The sequence below is a fragment of the Promicromonospora noduliphila genome, from assembly GCF_056951025.1.
In genome coordinates, this window is record NZ_CM167806.1 from 446,735 (window position 1) to 471,777 (window position 25,043).

General features: G+C 72.7%; 19 protein-coding genes. 17 read left to right on the forward strand and 2 right to left on the reverse strand.

Annotated elements, in window-relative coordinates; genetic code table 11:
• Positions 1-41: 41 nt before the first annotated feature.
• The 5 genes from AC0QU1_RS01925 to AC0QU1_RS01945 all read left to right on the forward strand — a co-directional run bounded on the left by AC0QU1_RS01925 (position 42) and on the right by AC0QU1_RS01945 (position 6,167).
• Entirely contained in the window at positions 42-1,820 is a 1,779-nt protein-coding gene (locus AC0QU1_RS01925) for an RNA polymerase sigma factor (RefSeq protein ID WP_483573971.1), read from the forward strand.
• Between the two features lie 183 nt (positions 1,821-2,003).
• Positions 2,004-2,594 (forward strand): sigma-70 family RNA polymerase sigma factor, encoded by a 591-nt coding sequence (locus tag AC0QU1_RS01930; protein WP_483573972.1) that lies wholly within the window; start codon positions 2,004-2,006, stop codon positions 2,592-2,594.
• A complete protein-coding gene (locus AC0QU1_RS01935) occupies positions 2,591-4,351 on the forward strand; it encodes a hypothetical protein (RefSeq protein ID WP_483573973.1) in 1,761 nt (586 codons plus the stop codon). The genes AC0QU1_RS01930 and AC0QU1_RS01935 overlap by 4 nt, the downstream gene beginning before the upstream one ends.
• 212 nt (positions 4,352-4,563) lie before the next feature.
• Positions 4,564-5,115, forward strand: coding sequence for a sigma-70 family RNA polymerase sigma factor (locus AC0QU1_RS01940; RefSeq protein WP_483573974.1), 552 nt, complete (start codon positions 4,564-4,566; stop codon positions 5,113-5,115).
• On the forward strand, positions 5,112-6,167 hold the full coding sequence (locus AC0QU1_RS01945) for a hypothetical protein (RefSeq protein WP_483573975.1): 1,056 nt from the start codon (positions 5,112-5,114) through the stop codon (positions 6,165-6,167). Before AC0QU1_RS01940 ends, AC0QU1_RS01945 begins: the two co-directional genes overlap by 4 nt.
• A gap of 16 nt (positions 6,168-6,183) precedes the next feature.
• On the opposite strand, the gene AC0QU1_RS01950 is transcribed toward AC0QU1_RS01945, so the two are convergent.
• Positions 6,184-7,599, reverse strand: coding sequence for an oxygenase MpaB family protein (locus AC0QU1_RS01950; RefSeq protein WP_483573976.1), 1,416 nt, complete (start codon positions 7,597-7,599; stop codon positions 6,184-6,186).
• Between the two features lie 203 nt (positions 7,600-7,802).
• On the opposite strand from AC0QU1_RS01950, the gene AC0QU1_RS01955 reads away from it, so the two are divergent.
• From AC0QU1_RS01955 to AC0QU1_RS01980, 6 genes are all read left to right on the forward strand, one after another.
• Positions 7,803-8,399, forward strand: coding sequence for a sigma-70 family RNA polymerase sigma factor (locus tag AC0QU1_RS01955; protein ID WP_483573977.1), 597 nt, complete (start codon positions 7,803-7,805; stop codon positions 8,397-8,399).
• Positions 8,396-9,631 carry a hypothetical protein gene (locus tag AC0QU1_RS01960; RefSeq protein WP_483573978.1) on the forward strand — a complete coding sequence of 412 codons (1,236 nt, stop codon included), beginning with the start codon at positions 8,396-8,398 and terminating at the stop codon, positions 9,629-9,631. Before AC0QU1_RS01955 ends, AC0QU1_RS01960 begins: the two co-directional genes overlap by 4 nt.
• 177 nt (positions 9,632-9,808) lie before the next feature.
• Positions 9,809-11,134, forward strand: a complete 1,326-nt coding sequence (locus AC0QU1_RS01965) for a M18 family aminopeptidase (protein ID WP_483573979.1) — start codon at positions 9,809-9,811, stop codon at positions 11,132-11,134.
• A gap of 406 nt (positions 11,135-11,540) precedes the next feature.
• On the forward strand, positions 11,541-13,058 hold the full coding sequence (locus tag AC0QU1_RS01970) for a helix-turn-helix domain-containing protein (RefSeq protein WP_483573980.1): 1,518 nt from the start codon (positions 11,541-11,543) through the stop codon (positions 13,056-13,058).
• Complete coding sequence (locus AC0QU1_RS01975) at positions 13,055-13,807, forward strand: HAD hydrolase-like protein (RefSeq protein WP_483573981.1); 753 nt, start codon at positions 13,055-13,057, stop codon at positions 13,805-13,807. Before AC0QU1_RS01970 ends, AC0QU1_RS01975 begins: the two co-directional genes overlap by 4 nt.
• A 186-nt stretch (positions 13,808-13,993) precedes the next feature.
• Positions 13,994-16,297: a sodium-translocating pyrophosphatase gene (locus tag AC0QU1_RS01980; RefSeq protein ID WP_483573982.1), complete on the forward strand. Its 2,304-nt coding sequence runs from the start codon at positions 13,994-13,996 to the stop codon at positions 16,295-16,297.
• Between the two features lie 181 nt (positions 16,298-16,478).
• On the opposite strand, the gene AC0QU1_RS01985 is transcribed toward AC0QU1_RS01980, so the two are convergent.
• Positions 16,479-17,060 carry a DinB family protein gene (locus tag AC0QU1_RS01985; protein ID WP_483573983.1) on the reverse strand — a complete coding sequence of 194 codons (582 nt, stop codon included), beginning with the start codon at positions 17,058-17,060 and terminating at the stop codon, positions 16,479-16,481.
• 302 nt (positions 17,061-17,362) lie between these two features.
• On the opposite strand from AC0QU1_RS01985, the gene AC0QU1_RS01990 reads away from it, so the two are divergent.
• The 6 genes from AC0QU1_RS01990 to AC0QU1_RS02015 all read left to right on the forward strand — a co-directional run bounded on the left by AC0QU1_RS01990 (position 17,363) and on the right by AC0QU1_RS02015 (position 24,911).
• Positions 17,363-19,195, forward strand: a complete 1,833-nt coding sequence (locus AC0QU1_RS01990; protein WP_483573984.1) for a M20/M25/M40 family metallo-hydrolase — start codon at positions 17,363-17,365, stop codon at positions 19,193-19,195.
• Between the two features lie 118 nt (positions 19,196-19,313).
• A complete protein-coding gene (locus tag AC0QU1_RS01995) occupies positions 19,314-19,595 on the forward strand; it encodes a CD225/dispanin family protein (protein WP_483573985.1) in 282 nt (93 codons plus the stop codon).
• 79 nt (positions 19,596-19,674) lie between these two features.
• On the forward strand, positions 19,675-20,913 hold the full coding sequence (locus tag AC0QU1_RS02000) for a hypothetical protein (RefSeq protein WP_483573986.1): 1,239 nt from the start codon (positions 19,675-19,677) through the stop codon (positions 20,911-20,913).
• Between the two features lie 17 nt (positions 20,914-20,930).
• Complete coding sequence (locus AC0QU1_RS02005; protein ID WP_483573987.1) at positions 20,931-22,514, forward strand: DUF7059 domain-containing protein; 1,584 nt, start codon at positions 20,931-20,933, stop codon at positions 22,512-22,514.
• Positions 22,515-22,656: 142 nt separating this feature from the next.
• The gene (locus tag AC0QU1_RS02010) at positions 22,657-23,610 is read left to right on the forward strand and encodes a LysR family transcriptional regulator (RefSeq protein ID WP_483573988.1); all 954 of its coding nucleotides are present in this window, start codon (positions 22,657-22,659) and stop codon (positions 23,608-23,610) included.
• A 209-nt stretch (positions 23,611-23,819) separates the two neighbouring features.
• Entirely contained in the window at positions 23,820-24,911 is a 1,092-nt protein-coding gene (locus AC0QU1_RS02015; RefSeq protein WP_483616370.1) for a S1 family peptidase, read from the forward strand.
• Positions 24,912-25,043 lie beyond the last annotated feature (132 nt).

The window sequence follows — 25,043 nt, forward strand, 5'->3', positions numbered from 1 at the left end:
TTGGTGTGTCAGGGACCGTGGGAGGAAGGGGACCGTCCGACATGGCGCAGTGGGAGGCCGAGCTCACCGAGCTCGCGACGAGCCGCGGTGGCGCGCTGGTGGGGTACGCGTACTCCCTGACGCGGGACAAGTCGCAGGCCGAGGACCTGGTGCAGGACGCGCTGGTCAAGGTGTTCTCCCGCCTCCGGCGTCGGCCGGCGGCGGACGGCCCGGCGCGGCACGACCTGGACCAGCCGGAACGGACCAACCTCGAGGGATACGTCCGGCGCGCCGTCCTGACCATCTACCTGGACGGCTACCGGCGGCGCAACCACTGGTCCGGCCTCAGGCACCTCCTGGCCGACGACGAGCACGCACCCGGTGCCGACCGGGTCGCCACGGCCCGGGTGGACGTGGGCGTCGCGCTGCGACGGCTCTCCCCTCGGCAGCGCGAGGCCGTGACGCTGCGCTTCTTCGACGACCTGACGGTGCCGCAGATCGCGACGGCCCTCGGGACGAGCCAGGGCAACGTCAAGCGGCACCTGTTCGACGCGATGGCCGTGCTCCGCGAGGCCCTGGCCGAGGTCTCCGTGCCCGCCGTGGAGACCGACCTCGACGAGCGGCTGGACACGGTGGCCGGCGCGGTGCGGCGCCGTCGGACGGCGAAGGTCGCCGCCATCGGTGGTGCATCCCTGGTGATCGCCGGGCTGCTCGCGATCGCAGCGGCGCTGGGGCCCGGGCGGTTCCTCTCGGAGCCGGTGCCGCCGGCCACCCCGAGCCCCGATGCGGCGGTCGGCGGTGCACAGGTACCCGACGCCTGGCGCTCGCAGGGCCCGCAGTACCACTGCGGCATGGAGGTGACGGAGCTGGTGTCGTCCTCCGACACCGTCCGCGTGGAGCTCACCGGCGATATCGGGCCGGCGGACACGGGGTCCGCGGACAGCGGCCTCGCGGCGCCCGTCCGGATCACCCGCACCGACGCCGAGGGCCCGAGGCTCGACGGTGGGCAGCCCAAGCTGGTCTTCGCGCGGGACGGCCAGGTGGTCGACCTCGGCCGTGGCTGGCACGGCCAGGGCTACCGCCTGCCGGACGCCGGCCGGTCCGCGGACGACGTCGCCGAGGCCACTGCCGCTACCGCCTGCGGGAGGTGGACGACCTACGCGGGGATCAGGTCGGACTGGGAGCAGTACGTGGACCCGCGTCCGGCGGGCACCTACGACGTCTACGCGGTGCTGCCGTGGAGCGACCCCGACGGCACGCGGGGCATCTCCGTCAGCGAGCCGGTCACCATGGAGGTTCCCGCCGTCGAGGTGTCGGCGGGCCGGCCGCAGACCGTGAACATCCGTGACGGCTACCAGCCGCCGTGGCTGGAGGGTACGAGCCTCGCGTGCGGTGCCTACGCGTCCGACATCCCCGGCGGCCCGCAGGTGGCCTCGGAGCGGTCCGGGCTGAGGCTGTCGGCCGAGGCGACCGGCAGAAGCGACCTCGCCGACTCGGTGACGGTCACGTTCACCGAGACGGAGGGAAGGGCGGTCGACACGACCCGCACGCCGGTCACGCTGGTCTGGCTCAACTGGGGCCGGGTGGTCGGCGTCGGCAGCGACGTCTGGTCCGAACCCGCCGAGGACCTCACGATCGGCGCGGACGGCGCCGTGTCGGTCGACCTGCCGATCGAGCCCGACCTGACCTGCCTCGTGGACCCCGATGCAGGGATGCCGACCCGGCGCCAGGGCAACTACAACTACGAGGTGTACGCCCTCGTGGAGCTCGATCCCGGCTCGGGTGGCGAGCGGCAGTTCATCTCCGTGGCCCAATCGTCCCAGTACGCCGTCGGGGGCTGACCGTCCCTGAGGGTGACGCGTTCACCCAGCTCGACCCCGGTGCGGACGGCGAGCCGCAGTTCGTGGCCGTGGAGGCGGTGCTCGGCTACCTGGTCGGCGAACCGTAGACCAACGAAACCTCCCCGGTGCGCGTCATGGTGGATGTGGAGACGATGACGGGACACACGCGCCGGGGAGGTGGACATGGCGGCATGGGAGGCCGAGCTCGATGAGCTCATGAGGACGCGAGGAAACGCCCTCGTCCGCTATGCCTACATGCTCTCGGGCGACCGCGGGCTTGCCGAGGACCTGGTGCAGGACGCGCTGGTCAAGGTCTACTCGCGGCTGCGCGGCAGCCCCGGCAAGGGCCGGTCGGTGGGCGCGGTAGCGGGAAGCCAGGCGCACGACCTCGACTTTCCCTCCGAGTCGCCGTTCACGAACGCCGAGGGCTACGTGCGCCGCGCCGTCCTGACCATCTACCTGGACGGCTACCGCAAGCGGCTGCGCTGGGCCGGGGTCCGGCACCTGCTGGCCGACGACGCCAGCGCGCGCGGCGCGGACCAGGCGGCGTCGGCCCGGGTCGACGTGATGGCGGCGCTCGCCAAGCTCGGCGCCCGCGAACGAGCCTGCGTGGTGCTGCGCTACTTCGAGGACATGACGGTGCCGCAGATCGCCGAGGTGCTCGGCACCGCCCAGGGCACGGTCAAGCGCTACCTGTCGGACGCGACCAAGAACATGCAGGAGTTCCTGCGCCCCGATGATTTCCGACCGGCCGAAGGGAGGGCCGCCCGATGAGCGACGACGACTGGACCGAGAACAACGACTTTCTGAGCGGCGCGCTCCGCGGCGCCGCCGACGAGATGCCCGGTGGGGAGGTGGACGACCTGCACGTCTCATTCGGAGTGGTACGAGACCGGGTGCGGCGCCGTCGCGCCGCCAAGATCGGCGGCCTCGCCGGCGGGAGCCTCATGGTGGTCGGCGTGCTCGCCTTCGGCGCCACGCAGACGCCGCTGTGGAACAGCACCGAGCCGATCACCCCGGGGGAGTCGACGAGCGCGTTCGTGAGCCCGGACGAGAGCCCGAGCCCGGGCCCGGAGGCGATGTCGACCGGGCCGACCGATGCGGCCGACGCGCCGGGGCCGAGCGCCGTCGACGTCATCCAGGACGGGTACCAGCCGTCCTGGCTCGAGTGGAGCGACCTGACCTGCGGCATGGACGTGGCCGACCTGCGGTCCACGGCACCGGGCTGGACGGCGGCAGCGGCCGGTGACATCTATGCCAGGACCTCCGACTTCGAGGGCGTGCCCTCGACGTCGTGGGGGATGGCGGCGACGGTCCAGGGGGACGAGGGTTCGCTTGATCTCGCTCCCGTGCTGGTGTGGAGCCAAGACGGCAGGGTGGTGGACGTGGGGTCGAACGTCTTCGAGGCGCCCGGCGTGCAGACCGAGCCGCTGCTCGGCGGCGGCGAGGGGGCGATCGAGGCAACGGGTAACGCGCTCACGACCTGCGCGCCGACAGACACCGAGACCAGACCCGTCTACGAGACACCTCTGCCCGACGGCGACTACGAGGTGCGGGTGGTCGCCTACCCGCAGCTCACCTCGGGCCAGTGGGCGACGGCGGTGAGCGAGCCGGTCCCGGTCCGCCTCGACGCCGACGGCGCACACAGCGCCGTCGGGTCCCGTGGCGGCGCCGCGACGATCGAGCCGCCTGAGCCGGTCGAGGGCGAGCTGACGCGGTTCGTGCTGGACCGCAGCACGGACTGGGTCACCGCCGAGCAGACGCAGCGCGGCTACGTGACGACCGGCGTGCCGGCGGTCACCGCGCAGTGCGAGAGCTCGAACCCGTCGGACAGGGTGTCGTTCGAGGTGGTGCAGCCCTCCACCAACGACGTGCTGGTCTCCGGCGAGGTCGCCTGCGACGGCATCGAGTCCGTGTCGCCCACCGTCGTCGGCGGCGGTGAGGAGGTCGCCGACATCCGGCTCGGCAGCGTGCCCGACGGCGTCGCCCGGTTCTGGGCGTCCCTCGCCCCGGTCGACAGCGGCGGGGGCGGAGGCGGCGGAGACCCGGTTGCCGAATGCTCGGCGAGCGGCCTCGGCATGGTCTACGACCCGGCGAACGCGCCGAGCGAGGGTGCGGGAGGGACCGCCGGCGCCATCGTGGACGCGGCGCTCGCCTGCGACTCCGACCAGATGATCGCACTGGCCACCGAGGACGGCACGGAGCTCATGTTCGGCGGCGAGACCCCGGAGCAGACCTTCGGCCTGCCCGAGAACGACACGCTGCCGTACGAGACGCTGGTTCGCCTGCTGGCCGGGACGGGTGGCCAGATCAGTGGCGGGGACCCGGGGAACCAGACGGTGGTGTGGCCCCGGGTCTCGACCGAGGAGTTCGCGGACTCGGACGAGGCCTGGCAGGAGGTCGTGGACGCCGGCCTGCTCACACCGGCCGAGGCCGAGGCCCAGCGGGCGGACGAGGTGTTCGGCTACACGGGGATGGTGGTCGGCATCGCCGAGGACGGCACCTGGCGGTACTACTCGCCCAGCGAGTGACGTGCCCGGCGCACGGTCCGCGCGGCGACCGGCTCGCGAAACCGTCCGCCCGGCGACCGGTCCGTACGGAAGCCCGCCGGCTGAAAGAAGTCCGGCTCATGTCCCAACGGTTCCCGTGCCCTGCTCGTATCACACTGATAGCGGGGCACAGGGCCGCGCCGGGGCAAGGGGACGGACCAGGTGGCCGCAGTGAAGCTGGACAGGGGCGCGTGATGAGCGCCCGCTGGGACGACGAGCTCACGGAGCTCGTGACGCACCGAGGGCGTGCCCTCGTGGGATACGGCTACGCGCTGACGGGCGACGTGCGCGCGGCCGAGGACCTGGTCCAGGACGCGCTGGTCCGCGTCTTCCGGCGGTTCCGCCGCCCCGAGGCGGCGGGCACGGCCGGCCGCACCGAGTTCCCCCTGCACGACGGCGGCAGTCACGCCGGCATCGAGGCGTACGTGCGCCGGACGATGCTCAACCTCTACCTCGACGAGACCCGCCGGTTCGCGCTGTGGCGCAAGGCCCAGCCCAAGGTGGCGGTGGAGGACCGGGTGGGCGCTCCGGCGTCGGACATCACGGCCCGTGCGGACGTGACGGTCGCGCTGCGCGGCCTGAGCCCACGCCAGCGCGCGTGCGTGGTGCTCCGCTACTACGACGACCTGACCGTGCCCCAGATCTCCGCGACGCTCGGCATCTCGCAGGGCACCATCAAACGACACCTGGCCGACGGGATCCGCGCCTTGCGCGGCGTGCTGGTGCCGGAAGGAGGGCTCCTGTGAGCGCCCACGACGACTTCGAGCTCGACGCCGACCTCGGCCCCGGCCGCGACGTCCTGAAGCAGACCATCGGCGCGCTGGTCGACGGCGCCACGCCCGTCGGCGTGCCCAGCGCACCCGAGGAGAACCTCGGTTTCCTGCGCCGCAGGGTGCGGGCCTGGCGGATCGCCAAGGCGGGCGCGGTCGGCCTGGGCACCGCGGTGGTGGTCAGCGCGCTCGCGTTCAGCGCGGCGCAGGCCACCACGTGGAACCGGTCCGAGCCGCTGCCCGGCCGCCCGACCATCCACAGCACCGAGCGCGGGCCGGTGCCGTCGGAGATCCCGACGACCCGCCTGTCGCCGAGCCCGACGGCTTCAGCGAGCCCGTCGCCGTCCCCCTCGCCGTCGAGCACCCCGAAGGTGGAGCCGACGCCGGAGGTGAGCGGTTCGCCCGCGGTGGGGGAGCCGGAGCCGGAGCCGTCGGCCTCGGACGCACCGGAGGCGGCGTGGCCGCCGTTCGAGCCGTTCGACGAGGGGTACCTGCCGTGGGCGTTCGACGCGTCGCCGGTCGCGTGCGGCATGTGGATCGACGACCTGCCCACGGATCCGGTCCGGTTCACGGTCGAGCCGAACGACTCACCGGAGGACCTGCGCGTCACTACGGGATTCACCATCACCGAGGTGGCGGGCGAGTCCTACGAGCTGTCCAACGGCGCCGAACCGGAGTATCTCCTGTTCCAGGACGGGCGGCTCGTGGGTTCCAGCGTCGGTGCGCGGGACGCGGGCTACTGGGGGGACGACATCCAGGAGCGCGAGCACGAGGACGGCTATACCGCCGTCTACGAGGTGACGTCGCCCGGCCAGGTCTGGCAGGTGGCGGAGGACACCACCTACGGCATCTACGAGATGTCGACGTGCGGCGAGCGGACCGAGTACGACGACCGACCCGCCGCGGAGTTCTCGACGCGGCTCCCGGCCGGCGACTACGACATCGTGTACGCGGCGCCGTATCGGTTCGTCGACAGTGACACCTGGGAGATCGCCTTCAGCGAGCCGTACCCGGTCACCCTGCCGTGATCCGCTGGTCGGACGCTCAGGTCACTCGATCGGCCTGGGCGTCCGACCCGGCACGGCGTTCCGGCAGGTAGCTCGCGAGGATCGCGTCGCTCCGGCGTCGGCCCCAGCGCTCCAGGCGCTCCCGCCCCCAGCGGGTGCGCCCCAGCAGGTGGTACCGCCACACGTTGAGCGGGATCAGGTACGCGTGCGCCCACGGCGGGCGCAGCGGCAGGCCCAGCTCACGCATGCTGCGCGCGCCGAGGAACACCGTCAGCATCGACAGCAGCCGCTCCCGCTCGAACCGCGCCCGCCACGGCTGCCACCACGACGGTCCGCGGTAGACCCGGTCGGCCTGCGCGTCGACGACGGCCCGTGCGAGGCGCGGCCCCGCGTCCGAGATCCCGGCCTGCGCGAGCAGCACGTGATAGTTGATGTGGTGGCGCGCCCATTCGTCGTCGACCAGGAAGTCCGGGTGCACACCCATCAGGTGTCCCACCCACTTCCACAGGTGCATCAGCGCCCGGCTGTCCGACGGCGAGATGCGCACCCCCAGCGCCCGGCACCCGATGATCAGGGCGCCGTCGAACAGCCCGAGCGTCGCGGCCTGGTCGGCCTGGTTGATCGGGAGGCCCCAGCGGGCGGTGTCCCAGCGGCCGGCGCCGGGCGGTCCGGGGCGCGTCGGATCGGTGAACGAGGCGCTGACCAGGGCGTGCATCGCCCGGACGTGCACAGTGGCTCGCCAGGCCGGGCCGTACGGCCGCAGGGCCCCGGGCTCGGACAGCCCGACCGTCCACTCCTGCGTCTCCGCGAGACGGCGCAGCGTCCCGCCCGTGAGCGCGCCGGTCGCCGCGAGCAGGTCGGTAGGCCCGCCGAACCGGTACCCGCCCACGAGCGAGAGCTGCAGCAGCACGTCACCCGCGTTCTGCCCGAGCCGGCGCTGCACCGCGGCGCCGGCCTCGACAAGGTCCCAGTCCACCCAGTCGGGCACGGCGGTGACCTCCGCGAGAAACCGCCGCAACGCCTCGGGTCCTGCCGCGCTGAGCTCGGTCATATGTTGGCGCCCTACGTCGAGGTCGGTCGGTTGCATCGAGGTCGGTCCATCGATGGACCGATCTCGATGCAAAGGACCGACTTCAGCGTCGGTCCTGTGCAACAGACCGATCTTGGCATCGGCCCGGTGTGATGGGCTGGCCGCGAGCGCCCGCCGGAGCTGGGCGTGGGTCACCCGTCCCGGGGTCCTGGCGGGGAGGCGCATCGCGGCGGCCAGCGCCGCCCCGACCTCGTCCTCCTCGAAGAACGCGCGGCCGATCCGGTCCAGGAGCGCCTCGTCCACCCCGCGCACGCGCCCGAGCGCCCGCAGCGGCCGGCCGATCCGTGCCCCGCGCGCCTCGGCGGCACGGAACCGAAGGGGGTACGCGGGCGTGGTCTGCCCGACGTCGTCCACGGTGGCCATGTCTCCATCCTGACCCGCCCGTACGCCGTCCGACAGAGAAAGAAGACGCCGGCCTACGGCCGAGGACATCCGGCAACGAGCGTCCCGCCACGGAACCCCGCCACGGAACGCCCGACCAAGCGCCAGAACTGGTGCCCCCACAGCCCCAACCTCCCGGCGGGTCGGTTCGTCGGTACGTTCAAGATGGCAGGAAGGAGCCGGCAATGGGCTGGCACGAAGACCTGGAGACGCTTGTCGCACAGCGCGGCACGGTGCTCGTCGGGTACGCGTACACGCTGTGCGGCGACGTCCGGCAGGCCGAGGACCTGGTGCAAGAGGCACTGGTCAAGTACTGCTCCCGCCTGGTGCGGCCGGGCGGACGGCGGGCGCGGGCGGCATCGGGCATGCGCACGATGTCGTTGGAGGACACTCCGAGGAGCCGGTCGGACCACGCACCGGTGGAGTTCGCCGAGGCGTACGTGCGGCGCACGGTGCTGAACCTCTATCTGGATGGATGGCGCCGCAAGAAGCGGTGGGCCGACATCGAACCGAGGGTCGCCACGGACGACCGGGTGAAGTTCGACGACTCGGGTGTCACCGCGCGGGCGGACGTGGTGCATGCGCTCACCCGGCTCACGCCCCGGCAGCGGGCGTGCGTGGTGCTGCGGTACTTCGAGGACATGACGATCGACCAGGTGGCGGAGACGCTCGGGAACGCCCCGGGCACCGTCAAGCGCCACCTGCACGACGGGTTGCGCGCCCTGCGGGACGTGCTCGATCCGACGGGGGCGCCGGCGAGCGTGGAAGGAGAGCTCCGATGAACCAGCACGACGATGTCCGTGGCAAGGACCACGGCTGGGTCGACCCGGTGGGGACCGGCCTCCTGGCCCAGACCCTCGGCGCGATGGCGGCGGGCGTCGACCCGGCGTCGCCCACGGGACCCGCTGCGGCGCTGCCGGTCATGACCCGGCGGGTGCGCCGCCGTCGGACGGCGAAGGTGGGCGGCCTGGGTGGGGGCGCGCTGGCGCTCGCGGCCGTGCTGGTGCTGGGGGCCTCGCAGCTCACGCCCCCGGACCGGTCCGAGCCGCTGCCGGGGACGCCTTCGCCCTCGCCGTCACCGTCGGCGTCGGCCGAGATCGAGCTCCGGGAGGGCTACCAGCCGGAGCTGCTCAACGGGACGGACCTGGCCTGTGGTGTGCAGTTCGTGGACGTCGAGCTGTCGGACGAGATCCGGTTGGAGGCCACGGCCCCTCTCCTTACCCGAGCGGGCGGCTCGGTGGACGACTGGTCGTACAGCGAGTCGGTTCCCGTCCGGCCCGTTGATCCTCAGGGTCAGGAGCTGTCCGGGAACGATCTGAACTGGCCCTCGCTCGTCTGGGTCGACGAGGCCGGCACAGTAGTGGACGTCGGCTTCGGGGACACGTGGTGGGATTTCAACAACACAGAGGGCACCCCGACGACCAACGCCTACGACGACCGGACGTCGTCGTGCGTTGTCGAAGGCGCCGACCCCGCCCTCCCGGACGGCTCGTACGACGTGTACGCCATGACCCAGCAGTCCCCGACGGGGGCGCTCGTCGCGAGCGACCCGATGTCGGTTGTCGTCCAGGGGGGAGAGCGCCTGCTCGCTCCGGGCCAGCGGCACGCTGCGAACCCGTTCCCGGTTCCGGGGGACCCTGACGACTCGATCGTCCGGGACGGCGGACTGAACAGTGTGGTGCTCGACCGCACCGGCGAGTGGGAACGCTGGATCTCCTACCATGTCGCGCAGGCCGAGGACTTCCTTCCGACCGACCAGTACGCCGTCGAGGCCCGGTGCAGCGCGACCGAGGCCGGTACCAGCATGGGATTCGAGCTGGTCGGCGACTGGGTGGGCGACGACAACTCCGGAAGCGTTGCCTGCGACGGCGAGCAGCACGTCATCGGTGGCTGGATCAACGGCGGTCTTCCGCTGTCTGCTGCAGGTGGCACCTGGGTGGAACTCTCGGACGTGCCGGACGCCGTGGCCCTCGCCTACGTCCGCCTGGTCCCGGAGACCTCGGCCGAGGGCTGAGCCCGTATCCCCTCGGTTCGTCGGACGGGCTTGCCGAGACCACCTGGTCTCGGCAAGCCCGGCCGACCGGATCCCGGCGTGGCCGGCCGATCCGGACTCGGCCGGCCGACACGTGCCACGCGGTCCGGGCTCGTCCGTCGACCGGGACGCCGTCGCCAGGGGCGACATAATGGCCCGGTGACCGCCCAGACCACTCCCGTCCAACCCACGTCCGCCGTCCCCGAGGAGGCTCGCCGCCACACCGAGGACCTGGGCGCGTTCGTGACGGCGTCGCCGTCGTCCTACCACGCGGCGGCCGAGGTGGCCCGGCGCGCGCGGGCGGCCGGCTTCACCCTCCTGGCCGAGGACGCGGAGTGGGCCGTCACCCCGGGCGGGCGCTACGTGGTGGTCCGCGACGGCTCGGTCATCGTCTTCACCGTGCCCGACGCCGCCGGCCCGACCACCGGCTTCACCATCGTCGGCGCCCACACCGACTCCCCTGGGTTCAAGCTCAAGCCCCGGCCGACGACGCACGGCGCCGGCGGCTGGTGGCAGGCCGGGGTCGAGGTGTACGGCGGGCCGCTGCTCAACTCGTGGCTCGACCGCGAGCTGGAGCTGGCCGGGCGGGTCGTCCTGCACGACGGCACCGAGCACCTGGTGCGCACGGGCCCGCTGCTGCGCATCCCGCAGCTCGCGATCCACCTGGACCGGGCCGTCAACGACAGCGGGCTCACCCTGGACAAGCAGCGGCACACGCAGCCCGTCTGGGGGCTGGGCGACGCGCAGAGCGCGGACCTCCTGGCGGCGGTCGCCGCGGACGCCGGCGTCGACCCGGCGGAGATCGGCGGGTACGACCTCGTGCTGGCCGACACGCAGCCGGCCCGCGCCTTCGGCGCCGGCCAGGCGCTCTTCGCGTCGGCCCGCCTGGACAACCTGCTCTCCACGCACGCGGGGCTGACGGCGATCCTCGGCCGCGCGGACGACGCGGGCTCGACCCGCATCGAGATGTTCGCGGGCTTCGACCACGAGGAGATCGGCAGTGCGTCCCGCTCCGGCGCGGCCGGGCCGTTCCTGGAGGAGGTGCTGGTCCGCATCTCGAACGCGCTGGGCGCCACCGCGGAGGACCGCGCCCGCGCGTTCGCCGCGTCGCTGCACGTGTCGTCCGACGTCGGGCACGCCGTGCACCCGAACTACCCCGAGCGGCACGACCCGGCCAACCATCCCGTCGCAGGTGGCGGCCCCATCCTCAAGATCAACGCGAACCAGCGCTACGCCACCGACGCGCACGGCGCGGCGGCCTGGGCGGTGGCCTGCCGGACCGCCGGCGTGCCCACGCAGGAGTTCGTCTCCAACAACGGGCTGCCGTGCGGATCCACGATCGGTCCCATCTCGGCGACCCGGCTCGGCATCCGCACTGTGGACGTCGGGGTACCGATCTTGTCGATGCATTCGGTGCGTGAACTGACCGCCGTCGTCGATCCGTGGTACCTGTCGCGGGCCATGAGAGCCGTCCTCGGACGCTGATCCGTCGAATCCTCCCGGATCGGGGTGAAACCGAGGGGTTCATCGGAGCGACCTGCGGTTTTGCATGTTTTTGTTTGATCCGTCCTGGTCTACAATTGACACAATTCGGACAGAAGTTGGACGAGCGTCCAAAACTGGTCTCGCCTGACCTGGGAAAACGCCTTAGCGGGGTCGCGCCACGGTCTGGAAGAAAATACCTAGTACCGTCCGGATGCATGGACCTCGTGGGGGTGATACCACTGTGGTCATCCAGAGCCGTGAACTCGGCAAAAGAGAAATGCCGGACCCTCAGGAGCCCCCTGTGCCTCGTGCAACCGTTCGCACCTGCGCCCGATGCGGCTGTGTCCTCAGTCGTTACAACTCCGAAGCCCGCTGCGCCGCGTGCCGGCGCACAGAGTCAGTCCCCGTGGTGTCGCTGCCCAGCGTCCCGTCGCGGGTCTGGCAGGACGAAGCAGTCCGCTCGGCGCTCGCCGACTGGGACTTCGGCCAGGTCAGCCGCATGGTGCGGCAGCTCGTTCCACTACGCCAGGAGGACGTGGCGGCCCTCACCGGGCTGAGCCAGTCCTACCTCTCGATGCTCGAGTGCGGCGACCGTCGCCTCACCGACGTCTCCCGCGTGGTCCAGTTCCTCACGGGGCTGGGCACGCCTCCGGACCTCGTCCGCCTCCCGCTCCCCGGAATCACCCCCCTGCCCGACGCCGCGGCGTCCGGGCGCACCGCGACCACCGGCTCGACCGCGAGCGCGCCCGAGGTCGTGACCCCCACGGCACCCGACCCGGCCCTGCCGTGGACCGTGGACCGCATGCTCACCGCGCTCCGCCTGGCGCACGTCGCCGACAACACGGCCGACTGGCTGCCCGCCGACGCCAACGGCCCGGTCACGGCCACGGCGATGAGCGACGTCGCGGGCAGCGACACCCCGCGCCCGGCGTCGGGCATCGCGCTGAACACGATGATCCAGCGCTGGGACGCCGAGCAGGCGGAGCCGCTGCGCCGCGCCACGGCGGGCACGCGGGTGTCGCTCGAGCTGTGCGGGCACCTGCAGGGCACGCTGGACGAGCTGCGCGTCATGGACAAGGGCTCGGGCAGCGGGGCGGTGGCCGACCTGGCCCGCGCCCACCTCGCCCTGGTGGTCCGCGTCCTGGAGCGCAGCACGTACGACGAGGTCACGGGCCGCCGGCTCGCCGCCGTCGCCGCGGACACCGCCACGCAGGCCGGCTGGTTCGCGTTCGACGCCGGACGGCCGGACGCCGCCCGCGCCTACATGCTGGCCGGGCTGCGGGCCGCGCACGCAGCGGCCGACGACCGGCTCGGCGCCGGCGCGCTGTCCTACCTCGCGATCCACGGCTACTCCAGCGGCGACCCGCGGGACGCCGTCCGCGCGGCCGAGGCGGGCCGACGCCGGATCGCCCGCCTTGACGCGCCGCACCTCGCCGCGACGCTGCTCACCCGGCAGGCCCGCGGCCACGCGGCGGCGGGCGAGGGCGAGGCGGCGCGCCGGGCACTTGGCGAGGCTTCCGAACTGTGCGCGAAGGGCCGCGGCGACGACGACCCGCACTGGCTGTACTGGATGAACGAGGGCGAGATCCACGGGCAGTCCGGGTCGGCGCACCTCGCGCTCGGTAACACGGCCCGCGCCGTCGAGAGCTTCGGCCACGCGATCCAGGCGGACCGCGCCGGCGAGCGCCGCACGCACGGGCTGTTCCTCAGCCGCGCCGCCCAGGCTCACGCCAGGGCCGGCGACCTCGACGCGGCCTGCGCCGTCGGCGAGGAGGCGGTCGGCATCGCGGAGACCGTGCAGTCGGCGCGGCTGCGGGAGCACCTGCGCGACCTGTCGGCGGACCTCCGCCGCGGCGGCTCGACGCGGCGCACCGGGGTCGGGGCGCGCGTGCTGACCGAGCGGATCGCGGCCCTCGCGTCGTGACCGCGCCGGTCACCTCCCGCGGTGCTGCCAGGGCCCTCGTGCTCTGGGACATCGATCGGACCCTCGTCTACGTCGGGGAGGTGGACCGGACGGCATATCGGGAGGCGTTCGCCGAGGTCGTGGGACGGCCCGCCGAACGCCTCCCGGCCAAGGGGACCGGCGTGACCATGCCGCTGGCGATCCGCGGTCTCCTGGAGGACAACGGGGTCACCGAGCGCGAGGTGGACGACCTGCTGCCCCGCATGCTCGAGGCCGTGCCGCTCCGCTTCGCCGCGCACACCGAGGACGTGCGGCGGCTCGGCACCGTGCTCCCCGGCGCCGTGCGGGCGCTCAAGGCCGTAGCGGCCGAGCCGGACCTGGTGGCGACGGTCCTCACGGGCAACCTCAAGCCGAACGCCCTGATCAAGCTGGGTGTCTTCGGCCTGGACCGGTACGTCGACGCCGCGGTCGGCGGCTACTCGTCCGACGACGCGCACCGGCCGGCCCTCGTCGCCGTCGCCCAGCGCCGCGCGGGAGACCGGTACGGTCACGCCTTTCACGTGGGCAACACGGTGATCGTCGGGGACTCCCTCGAAGACGTGCGCACCGGCCTGGAGGGCGGGGCCCGGGTGATCGCCGTGGCGTCCGGCACGACGCGCGCGGACCAGCTCGCCGCGGCGGGCGCCGACGTCGTGCTGCCCGATCTCATGGACTCCGAGCGGCTGCTCCAGGAGATCCGCGGGCTCACCGGCGGTGCGGAGCTCCGGTAGCGCGACCGGTCGCGGCGCGGTGCCGGGCCCTTCGACATAGTGACTGCCGTCACATGTGGGTAGACTCTGGCTTCTTCCCGCCATCGACGATGCTGGTGGGGCACATCATCCTTGTGCAGGTCAAGAGGGTACAGGGCAATACATATATCTGGGGGGAACTGCCCCGGAGCTCGTCGAGGAGGACGAATGCTCGAAGACGGCATTGTTTTCGGCGCAGGCAGCTACACCACGGTGGGGGTGATCGCCCTCATCGCGGTTGCCGCGCTCGGGTGTGCGTTCGTGCTGCGTCGCCAGGTGCTCGCCGCGCCTGACGGAACCGCCAAGATGCAAGACATCGGCCAAGCCGTGCAGGAGGGCGCATCCGCCTACCTGAGACGACAGCTCCGCACCCTGGTGCTGTTCGCGGTGGTCGTGTTCGGCCTGCTCTTCCTGTTGCCGGGGGACGGCGGCGTGCGCGTGGGGCGCTCCGTCGCGTTCTTGTTCGGCGCCGGGTTCTCCGCCGCGATCGGCTACCTGGGTATGTGGCTGGCGGTCCGGGCGAACGTGCGTGTCGCCTCGGCGGCGACCCGGCCCGGCGGGCGGGCCGAGGGCGCGCGCATCGCCTTCCGCACCGGCGGTGTAGTAGGTATGTCGGTGGTGGGCCTCGGCCTGCTCGGTGCGGCGCTCGTCGTGCTCGTGTACGACGTCGACGCGCCCGCCGTGCTCGAAGGGTTCGGCTTCGGCGCCGCGCTGCTCGCCATGTTCATGCGGGTGGGCGGCGGCATCTTCACCAAGGCGGCCGACGTCGGCGCCGACCTGGTGGGCAAGGTCGAGCAGGGCATCCCCGAGGACGACCCGCGCAACGCCGCGACCATCGCCGACAACGTGGGCGACAACGTGGGCGACTGCGCCGGCATGGCGGCCGACCTGTTCGAGTCGTACGCCGTGACCCTGGTGGCCGCCCTGATCCTCGGCAAGGCCGCCATGGGCGAGGAGGGCCTCGTCTTCCCCCTGATCGTCACCGCTATCGGCGCCTTCGTCGCGCTGCTCGGCGTGTTCATCACGCGCGTGCGCGGGGCCGAGAGCGGGCTCGCCGCGATCAACCGCGGCTTCTACGTCTCCGCCGTCGTCGGCGCCGTGCTGGCCGGGGTCGCTGCCTTCGTCTACCTGCCGTCGTCGTTCGACCAGGTGCCCGGCACCGCTGACCTCTCCGGCGTGACCGCCGACCCGCGCGTCGTCTCCGCGCTCGCCGTGCTCATCGGCGTGGTGCTCGCCGGCGTCATCCTCTGGGTGACCGGCTACTTCACCGGCACCGACAAGAAGCCGACGCTGCACGTGGCCGAGACGTCCCGGACCGGCGCCGCGACGGTGGTGCTCTCCGGTATCGGCGTGGGCTTCGAGTCCGCCGTGTACACCGCCGGCATCATCGCCGCCGCGATCTGCGGCGTGTTCCTGCTGGCCGGGGGCTCCGTCTCGCTGGCCCTGTTCCTCGTGGCCCTCGCGGGCTGCGGGCTGCTGACCACGGTCGGCGTCATCGTCGCCATGGACACGTTCGGCCCCGTCAGCGACAACGCGCAGGGCATCGCCGAGATGTCCGGCGACGTCGACGAGGAGGGCGCCCAGATCCTCACCGACCTGGACGCAGTCGGCAACACCACCAAGGCCATCACCAAGGGCATCGCGATCGCCACGGCCGTGCTCGCGGCCACCGCGCTGTTCGGCTCGTACGCCGACGCCGTGTCGCACGCGCTCGCCCAGGTCGGCGACGTCGGCTCGGGCCTGGTGACCTCGATGCTCAGCTACGAGATCATCTCGCCGGTCACGCTCGTGGGCGTGATCCTCGGCGGGGCGACGGTGTTCCTGTTCTCCGGCCTCGCGATCGACGCCGTGACGCGCGCGGCGGGTGCCATCGTGTTCGAGGTGCGCCGCCAGTTCCGCGAGCACCCGGGCATCATGACCTTCGACGAGCGCCCCGAGTACGGCAAGGTCGTCGACATCTGCACCCGCGACTCGCTGCGGGAGCTCGTCACCCCGGGCCTGCTGGCCGCGTTCGCGCCCATCGCGGTGGGCTTCGGGCTCGGCGTCGGGCCGCTGGCCGGGTTCCTGGCCGGGGCCATCGGGGCGGGCGTGCTCATGGCGATCTTCCTGGCCAACTCGGGCGGCGCCTGGGACAACGCGAAGAAGATCGTCGAGGACGGCAAGTTCGGTGGCAAGGGCTCGGACGCCCACGCCGCGACCGTCATCGGCGACACCGTGGGCGACCCGTTCAAGGACACCGCCGGGCCGGCGATCAACCCGCTGATCAAGGTGATGAACCTGGTGGCGCTGCTGATCGCCCCCGCGGTGGTGGCGATCAGCGTGCCGTCGGACGCCAACCACGCGCTCCGCATCGGCATCGCGGTTCTCGCGGCGGCCGTGGCGTTCGGGGCCGTGATCTGGTCCCGCGTGCGCGCCTCCCGCGTCGACGCGGACCAGCGGACCGAACAGGACAGGGCGCCCGCGGCGGTCTGAGGTGCGGGGGTCCGGCGTCGGCCTGAGGTGCCGCGTTCGACCTTCGGGGAAACAGTTGCTCCCGGGGCTGTGTTGCTGAGAGTGGACCTTGTCCACCGTCAGCAACACAGCCCCGCGAGGCGTTCGCTCCCGGCGCGCTACGCGACCGGCCACCGCAAGGGCGAACGCGGGCTAAGCCTTCCTACTGGCCCACGCGGCCGTCGATGCACTCGCGCAGCAGGTCGGCGTGGCCCACGTGCCGGGCGTACTCCTCGACCATGTGTACCAGGATGTCGCGCACCGGAATCTGCTTGCCGCGGCGCTCGACCGTCTCGCCCAGCCCGTCCTCGGCGAGCGTCTCCATCCAGGCGTCAGCGGCCCTGACCTCGCCGCGCCAGCTCTCCCACGCCTCCGCGACGACCGCAGGGTCCGGCACCGCACCGTCGAAGTCGATGTCCACCGTCGGCGACGCCGGGTCGTAGTACAGCGGCGGCAGGCTGTCCCGGCCCACGAGCACCTCCTGGAACCAGCCGCGCTCCACCTTGGCCAGGTGCCGCACCAGCCCCAGCAGCGACATGGTCGACGGCGGCACCGACCTGCGCGCCATCTGCTCGGCGTCGAGCCCGTCGCACTTCATCTCCAGCGTGATCCGGTAGTGCTTGAGGTAGTTCCAGAGGGTCTCCTTCTCCCCGACGGGACTGCTCAGCGCCTCGCGTGGATCGTCGTCCGGGTCAACCCACATATCGGGGTAGACGGTGGCGGAACTCCATCGTTCAGTTGTCATGGCGATCAGTGCACTGTCTGGGCTTTGCCCTGGTCAACCGGTTTGTGGGCGGGTACCACCAAGCCGACAGGCAGATTGCCGCCCTATCCGGCAAAGTAGGACACGCGCAGGGGGTTCGCGTTCGGTACTTCGGTCTTCTTCGGCACCCGGTTCTCAGCATCACCAGGGGTCTGTGGAAAACCGAGTGCGCCCGCTATCGTCTGCGGTGTTGTGCTCCCGAACGCCCCGTGGTCCGCGGGTGTGCGCGAGAGCCCCGACGCAGGAGCCCCCGACGTGGGAGACCCGGAGCAGGAGAAGGTCCCGTGAGTGCCGACATCGACCCGACCGAGGCCATTCCTCAGGTCACGGCCGAAATGATCGCGAAGGCGGCGGCGCAGCCGGCCCCGTCGCCCGCCGTCGAGCCGACACCTTCAGCGCGGCAGCAGGCGGCGCCCGCCGAGTCGCGTGCGGCGACATCCGCCGAGTCGCGCGCAACCGCGCCCGCCGATCCGCCGGCAGCGGCGGCCACCGAGTCGCGAGGGGCGGCGCCGACGCGGCTGTCGGCCACGCGCCCGGACACGTCGCTCGCGCAGTCCGTACGGGCGGCGTCGGCGGTGTCCGTGACGCCGACCGCCCGCGAGACGCCCGCCGTCCGCGAGACGCCTGGCGCGCCGGGGCAGAGCGCACGGGAGGAACAGGGCCGGCCGGTCGCGGAGCAGCCGGCGGCACCGGACGCCGTGCTGCCGGAGCAGCCGGGCTCCTCGTCGTTCGTCCCGGCGGAGCAGTACAGCGACCGTCATGTCGCGGCGGGCCACATCGCGGCGGCGCACCTGTCCTCGCTCGTGCAGCTCCCGACGGTCTCCTCCTGGGATCCCGAGGACGTCGACCACGAGGCGTTCGCCCGGCACCGGACCGCGCTGGCCACGTTCTACCCGCGCGTGCACGCCCTGCAGAGCGAGCCGGCTGGCGACCACGGCCTGCTCTACCGCTGGCCCGGCCGCGGGCGCCAGGAGGTGCTGCACCCGTACCCGGTCGTGCTCGTGGCGCACCAGGACGTCGTCTCGGCCGAGGGCATGGACTGGACGGAGAACCCGTTCTCCGGCGAGATCCGCGACGGCGTCGTGCACGGGCGCGGCACGCTGGACGGCAAGGGCTCGCTCGTCGCGGTGCTCGACGCCGTCGAGACGCTGCTCGGCGAGGGCTTCGTGCCGGAGCGCGACATCTGGCTGTTCTTCGGCGCGGACCAGGAGACCGGCGGGGCGTCGGCGAAGGCCGCCGTCCGGCGCCTGTACGAGCTCGGCGTGCGTCCCTGGCTCGTGATCTCCGACGGCGGCGCCGTCGTCACCGACGTGCTGCCCGGCCTGGACCGGCAGACGGCCATGGTGGGGGTCGCGGAGAAGGGCGTGATCGGGGTCAACCTGTACACCACCGACGTCGGCGGCCACGCCGCGACGCCCAGCCGCCGGTCCGCGACGGTGCGCCTCGCGCGCGCGGTCATGCGTGCGGGCCGACGCCGGTTCGCGGTGCGGGTGGACGCGCCGACCGTCGAGCTGCTGGAGCGGGTCGCTCCGCACGCCACGGGCGTCAAGGGAGCGGTCCTCCGGCTGATGGCCAAGGTCGCCTCCGGGCCGGTGAGCAAGCCAGCGGCCTGGGCGCTGGCCGGTGGCGGCCCCGAGGCGGCGGCGATGGTCCGCACCACGGTGGCGGTCACAGAGCTCGAGGGCAGCGCGGGAGCCAACGTCGCAGCGTCGGCGGCCCGCGCGCACCTCGACGTCCGCGTGGCGCTCGGCGACACCGTGGACCGGACGGTCGCGCGGCTGCGGCGCGCCATCCGGGACAAGAAGGTAGAGATCGAGGTCGTGGAGAGCGGTGAGCCCAGCGAGGTCTCGCCGTCGGACAGCCAGCAGTTCACGCTGATCGGTGAGGCGATCGGCGCGTCGTACCCGGACGCCGTCGTGGCGCCGCACGTGCTGCCCACCGCCACCGACGCCCGCCTGTTCACGCCGATCAGCGACCACGTCTACCGGTTCAGCCCGTTCGCGATGACGCGGGAGCAGCGGCAGTCGATTCACGGTTCGGGGGAGCACCTGAGCGTCGATTCCCTGGGCCGCGGTGTGCATTTCTATCGTGAGGTACTGCGCAAAATACCCGGCTGACCAGCGCATTCAACAAACCGCCAAAAGTGGACTAAGTTCTCCCTCTACATAGGTGAGGGGGACCGTCATGAGCAGTTCCGCTGTACCGCCCGTCGGCCCGGGCAGGTCGCGTGCGCCCGTGAACGTCAACGTCCACACCTATCCGGCGCAGCTCCAGTACCCGCCGCGCTCGTATCTCGTGTTCGCCATTCTGGTGACCATCTTCTGCTTCTGGCCCACCGGAATCGTCGCCCTCGTGAACGCGCTGCGCGTCAATTCCCTGTGGAAGGCACAAGAGCACGACAAGGCGCGCAAGGCGTCCCGCCGCGCACGCAACTGGGGGCTGCTGACGCTCGCCATCGGTATCGTCGCGGTCGTCGCCGTGGTCCTCTGGGCGAGCATCGTCTACCTGAACGGGTAGCAACTTCACCCATCGTTCGCCGCCTATCACACGATTGCCCCTCCTGTCTTGCCCGGTGTTGCGGGTAAAGTTCGCGGCTATGAGTGCGACACGGCGCAAGGGCTCGCGGGGTGGTCGTGCTGCGTCCCGCGCTGGAGGCCCACCGGTCAGCAATGCGCTCACGTGGGCGGAGAGCCTCGCCTCAGGGGAAGCCGCACCCGGCCCCAGCGCGCTCGAGTGGGCAGAGGGGCTCGCCCAGAAGGAGGCGGCGCCCAGCCCGTGGGGCAGTGCGGCGGCCGCCCCGGTAGAGCCGGCCCCCGTCGAGGAGAGCAGCGGCGCCCACTGGGGACCGGTGCCGGCGCCCGCGGTGGCCGACGGCGCCGGCGACCCCGAGGGTGACGCCAACCCGTGGGGCTCCGTCGCGGCGGCCGAACCCGCCGTGAGCCGGGGGCGCAGCAAGAACGCCGGCGGCAAGGGCGGCAAGTCCCGGTCGAGGTCCAGGGGCAAGGGCGCCAAGTCCGGCGCGAAGGGCGCGCCCAAAAGCGACTCCGCGCCGACGCCCGCCGGCGGCTTCCCGCTGAACGCCGGCCCGGTGGTGGAGCCTGACGTCCCCGCACAGCTCCCCGACGAAGCGCCGACGTCCTGGGCCGGCGACGACCTCCCGCCCGCCCGGCTCCCCGACGACGTCGGGCCCGCCCCCCTGCCGGACGACGCACCGCCCGCCCGGCCGGGCAAGTCCGGGTCGAACACGGCCGCATCGAAGCGGTCCGGCGGCAAGAAGTCCGGGTCGAAGAAGGGGGGCAAGGGCCCGGCCGGGCGCATCCCCACGCCCAGCACGGCGCAGCAGCGCCAGATCAAGCGGACCCTGCGCCGCGGCCTGCCCAAGGTGCTCGACAGGCCGACGGTGCTGGTGCTGGCCGGCGTCGTGGCCGCGGTGCTGGGCCTGGGCACCGGCTGGGGCATGAACCTCCTCCAGACGGGCGGCTCCCTGCCGACGGCGGACGCCGCGTCGTGCGCGCAGACCCAGATGGCGTGGACGCAGGCCGCCAACGCGCAGTCGGGGATGGTCGAGGACCAGCCCGACACCCTGCGCAAGGGGTTCGTCAACGCGCGCAACGCGATGGAGGGTGTGACGCCGCCCGAGGCGATCGCCGCGGAGTGGGCCGTCGCGTTCACCTACTACTCGACGGTGGCGAACAACATCGAGAAGGTGAAGTCCAACGACGGCCCCGCCGTGATCTCCGCGGTGGGCGGCGCGCAGCAGGAGCTCGACACCGACGCCATGGTCACCGCGTTCGAGGCCATCTCCGCCTACGTCAACTCGAACTGCAACCAGTAGCCCGCAAGGATGGGGTCGTGCAGCCTCTCGTGACCGACCCCGTCCTCGTCGCCACCCTCCGCGACGACCTGCTGTCCGCCGCCTACGACGTCGACGGCGTCGAGGACCTCCTCGGGCCGCTCGCCGCGGCCGCCCTGCACCGGGAGCAGTCGCTGCCTGCCCGCCGGGCCGTCGCCGCGGCGGTCGACGGCAAGCCGCCGTCGGACCGGGACCCGCGGGCGACCCTCGCCGCCCTGTTCCTGCTGGGCGAGACCGTGCCGCGCGCCGCGCTGGACCGCGCCCTGCCGGCGACGGGCTCGGCGAGCGCCGCGCGCCTCGGCCTGGTCACCGCACAGGGCACGGGGGACGACGACGAGGTGCGCGCCGTCGTGGACCTGCGCCCCTACTCGTCGGTCGACGCCGTCGGCGACGCGCGCTGGTGGCTGGCCTCCGACCTGGGCGAGCTCGCGACCGGCGACCGCCTCGCCACCGACCACGTGCTCGGCGCCGGGGGCGCGTCGCTGACGCTGGCGCAGGTCACGGTGCGCAACCCGACCGGGCGGGTGCTCGACCTGGGCACCGGCTGCGGTATCCAGGCCCTGCACGCCGCGCGGCACGCGCGCCACGTGGTGGCTACCGACATCTCGCGGCGCGCGCTGGCGTTCGCCCGGTTCAACGTCGCGCTGAACCGGCCCGCGGAGGCCGAGCCGGAGCTGCGGCACGGCTCGATGCTGGAGCCCGTGGCGGGCGAGCGGTTCGACCTCGTGGTCTCCAACCCGCCGTTCGTCATCACGCCGCACGCCGGGCCGGCCGGCCGCGCGGTGGCGGAGGCGCTCGGCGACTACGAGTACCGCGACGGTGGCCGGGCCGGCGACGACCTGGTGCGGGACCTGATCCTCGGCGTCGGCGACGTGCTCGCGCCGGGCGGCACCGCCCAGCTCCTGGCCAACTGGGAGCAGCGCAGGGGCGAGCCATGGACCGAGCGGGTCGGCGCCTGGCTCGACGAGGCAGGCCTGGACGGCTGGATCATCCAGCGCGAGGTGCTCGACCCCGCAGAGTACGCCGAGACCTGGATCCGCGACGGCGGCACCACCCCCGACCGCGAGCCCGACGCCTGGGCCGCCGCCTACGGCGCGTGGCTCGACGACTTCGCCTCGCGGGACGTCGAGGCGGTCGGCTTCGGGATCGTCACCCTTCGCCGCCCGGCGTCGGGTGCGCCGACGCTGCGGCGGCTCGAGGAGCACACCGGGTCGGTGCGCCAGCCGCTGGGCGCCCACATCGCCCGCAGCCTCGCGGGACACGACTGGCTCGCGTCCCGCGACGACGCGGCGCTCGCCGCGTCGCGCCTGGTCACGGCCGCCGACGTGACGGAGGAGCGGTACCTGACGCCGGGTGCGGCCGACCCGAACGTCGTGGTCCTGCGCCAGGGGGACGGGCTGGGACGGGGCGTGCACGCGTCGAGCCCGCTCGCGGCCCTGGTCGGCGCGTGCGACGGCGAGCTCACGGTGGGGCAGATCGTCGGCGCGCTGGCGTCGCTGTTCGACGTCCCGGCGGACGCCCTGGCCGCCGAGCTGCTCCCGGCGGTCCGCGGCCTGGTTCGTGACGGTTTCCTGGAAGAGTGACTGGAAGAGTGCAACCAACCTTCACCAACTGCCCCGTACCGCATGAGATGCCCGTTTCCAGGACGTAACGGTCGGTGGCATGAACCGATAAATCTGGTCGATACCAGAGACATCTGGGGCTATGACAGATATTTTCCACCGTGTGGAACTCGACATGCGGCACTTGCGGATGGTTGTCGCGGTCGCCGAGTCGGGCAGCGTCACAAAGGCGGCCGCTGCCCTCGGCATCGCGCAGCCGGCGTTGACTGCGCAGCTCAACCGCATCGACCGGGCGCTGGGCGGGAACGTCTTCGTCCGCGACCGGTTCGGTGCGCGACCGACAGAGCTCGGTGAGCTGGTCCTGAGGCACGCTCGCGTGCTGCTCCCCGCCATGGCGGCGCTGGCCGATGACGCCGAACGCCTCGTCAACGGCGACGTGGCCCACGGCGAGACCGTGCGGGTGGGCATCACCGGGACCGGGCTGGGCGGCCTGTTCGTCAACCAGCTCCACATCGGCATCCCCGGCGCCGAGGTCATCACGGCCATGCCCCACCTGCCCGACGACGTCGCGTCCCGGCTCGCCCGCGGCACCATCGACGTCGGGCTGGTGGGGATGTGCTCGGAGGTCTCGCCGCCCGCTGCGGTCGAGGTCGCCTGGACCCGAGTCTGCACCGACCCGATGTTCGTGCTGCTCGACGAGCACCATCCGTACGCGGGCAAGCCGGAGGTCTCGCTCGGGGAGCTGGCCGAGGAGCAGTGGCTGTGCGTGCCGTCGTACGGGTGTCTTGAGGAGTGCTTCGTGTCGGCGTGCGTGCGCGCGGGCTTCACGCCGCGCGGCATGGGCGAGGCCGAGTGGACCACCGCCGTCGACCAGGTGCGGGCGGGGCGCGCCGTGGCGCTCGTGGAGCCAGGCCAGCCCGACCCGCCGGGCGTCGTGGCGGTCCCGCTGGCCGGGGCGCCCCTGCGGCGCACCCACTACCTGGGCTGGCGGCACGACGCCGACCTGCGGGTGGACCTCGAGGCCGTCGAGGGTGCGGCGCACCGCGCCCACCGCGATGCCGTACGGCGCAGCCCGCAGTACGAGCAGTGGCTGGCGATGTACGGCATGCTCGGCTGACCTGCGCGGTGCCTCGGCCTGCCGGGTGAACCCTTACGTGGTTTGCCCTCCATAGGAAATATGTATGACCTGAGTGTGATCTGGGCGTGACGTCCGCCTCCTCCTACAGTGTCGCTGCGGGTGAAAAGTCGCCCGTGGGTGCACCTTTCACCCGCTCTCGACACGAGGAGTCGCTGGAGATGAGACGCACTTCCCTCCGGGGTCTCGCCGTGGCAACCGCCACCGTGGGCCTCTTTGCCGGCACCATCAACGCCGTCGCCGCTGCATCGTCCGACGCCGAGACTGCTGCGGCGGGCTACGCGCCGGGCCTCGTCGCCGCGATGGAGCGCGACCTGAACCTCAGCACGGCGGACGCCGTGGCCCAGCTCGAGGCCCAGGAGATCCTGGCGGACACGCAGCACGGCCTGGCGAAGTCGCTCGGTGCGTCCTACGCCGGCGCCTGGGTCGAGGGTTCGGACACGCTGCACGTCGCCGTGACCGACGCCGCGCAGGCCGCCGAGGTCCGTGCGGCCGGGGCGACCCCGGTGACCGTGGAGAACTCGCTGCGGGCGCTGGACGCCTGGACCGCCGACCTGGCCGGTGCGCTGTCCTCGTCCGACGTGACGTCGTACCACGTGGACGTCGAGACCAACCAGATCGTCGTCGACGTCGTCGAGGGCGCCCGCGCCGACGTCGCGGCCGCGGTGGCGGAGGCCGGCGTGCCCGCCTCCGCCGTCGCCCTGACGGCAGCGGCGGAGCGGCCCCGGACGCTCGCCGACGTGATCGGCGGCGAGGCCTACTTCATCGACGGCAGCGCCCGCTGCTCGGTGGGCTTCGCGGTCACCGGCGGCTTCGTGTCGGCCGGACACTGCGGTTCGGTGGGCTCCTCGGCGAGCGAGCCGAACGGCACCTTCGAGGTCTCCGAGTTCCCGGGCAGCGACTACAGCTACGTCTCGGTCGACACGGACACCCCGGTCGGCGTCGTGGACGACTGGGCGGGCGGCACGGTCGCCGTCGAGGGTTCGACGCCCGCCGCCGTCGGCGCCGCCGTCTGCCGGTCCGGTTCGACGACCGGCTGGCACTGCGGCACGATCGAGGCGCTCAACGCGACGGTGAACTACGCGGAGGGCACCGTCACCGGTCTCATCCAGACCGACGTGTGCGCGGAGCCGGGCGACTCGGGCGGCTCGCTGCTCGCGGGCTCGCAGGCCCAGGGCATGACGTCCGGCGGCTCGGGCAACTGCTCGTCCGGCGGCCAGACGTTCTTCCAGCCGGTCGGCGAGGCGCTGAGCGCGGCAGGGGTGTCGCTCCTGACGAACTGACCGACTGATCCGCCGGCGCGCGCCGCCGGCCGGCCGTCAGGCCACGGAGCACCGGCCGGCCGTCAGGCCACGGAGCAGGTGGGGAAGCCCCTACCTGCTTCGTGGCATGTCCGCATAATGCTCCGATATGTC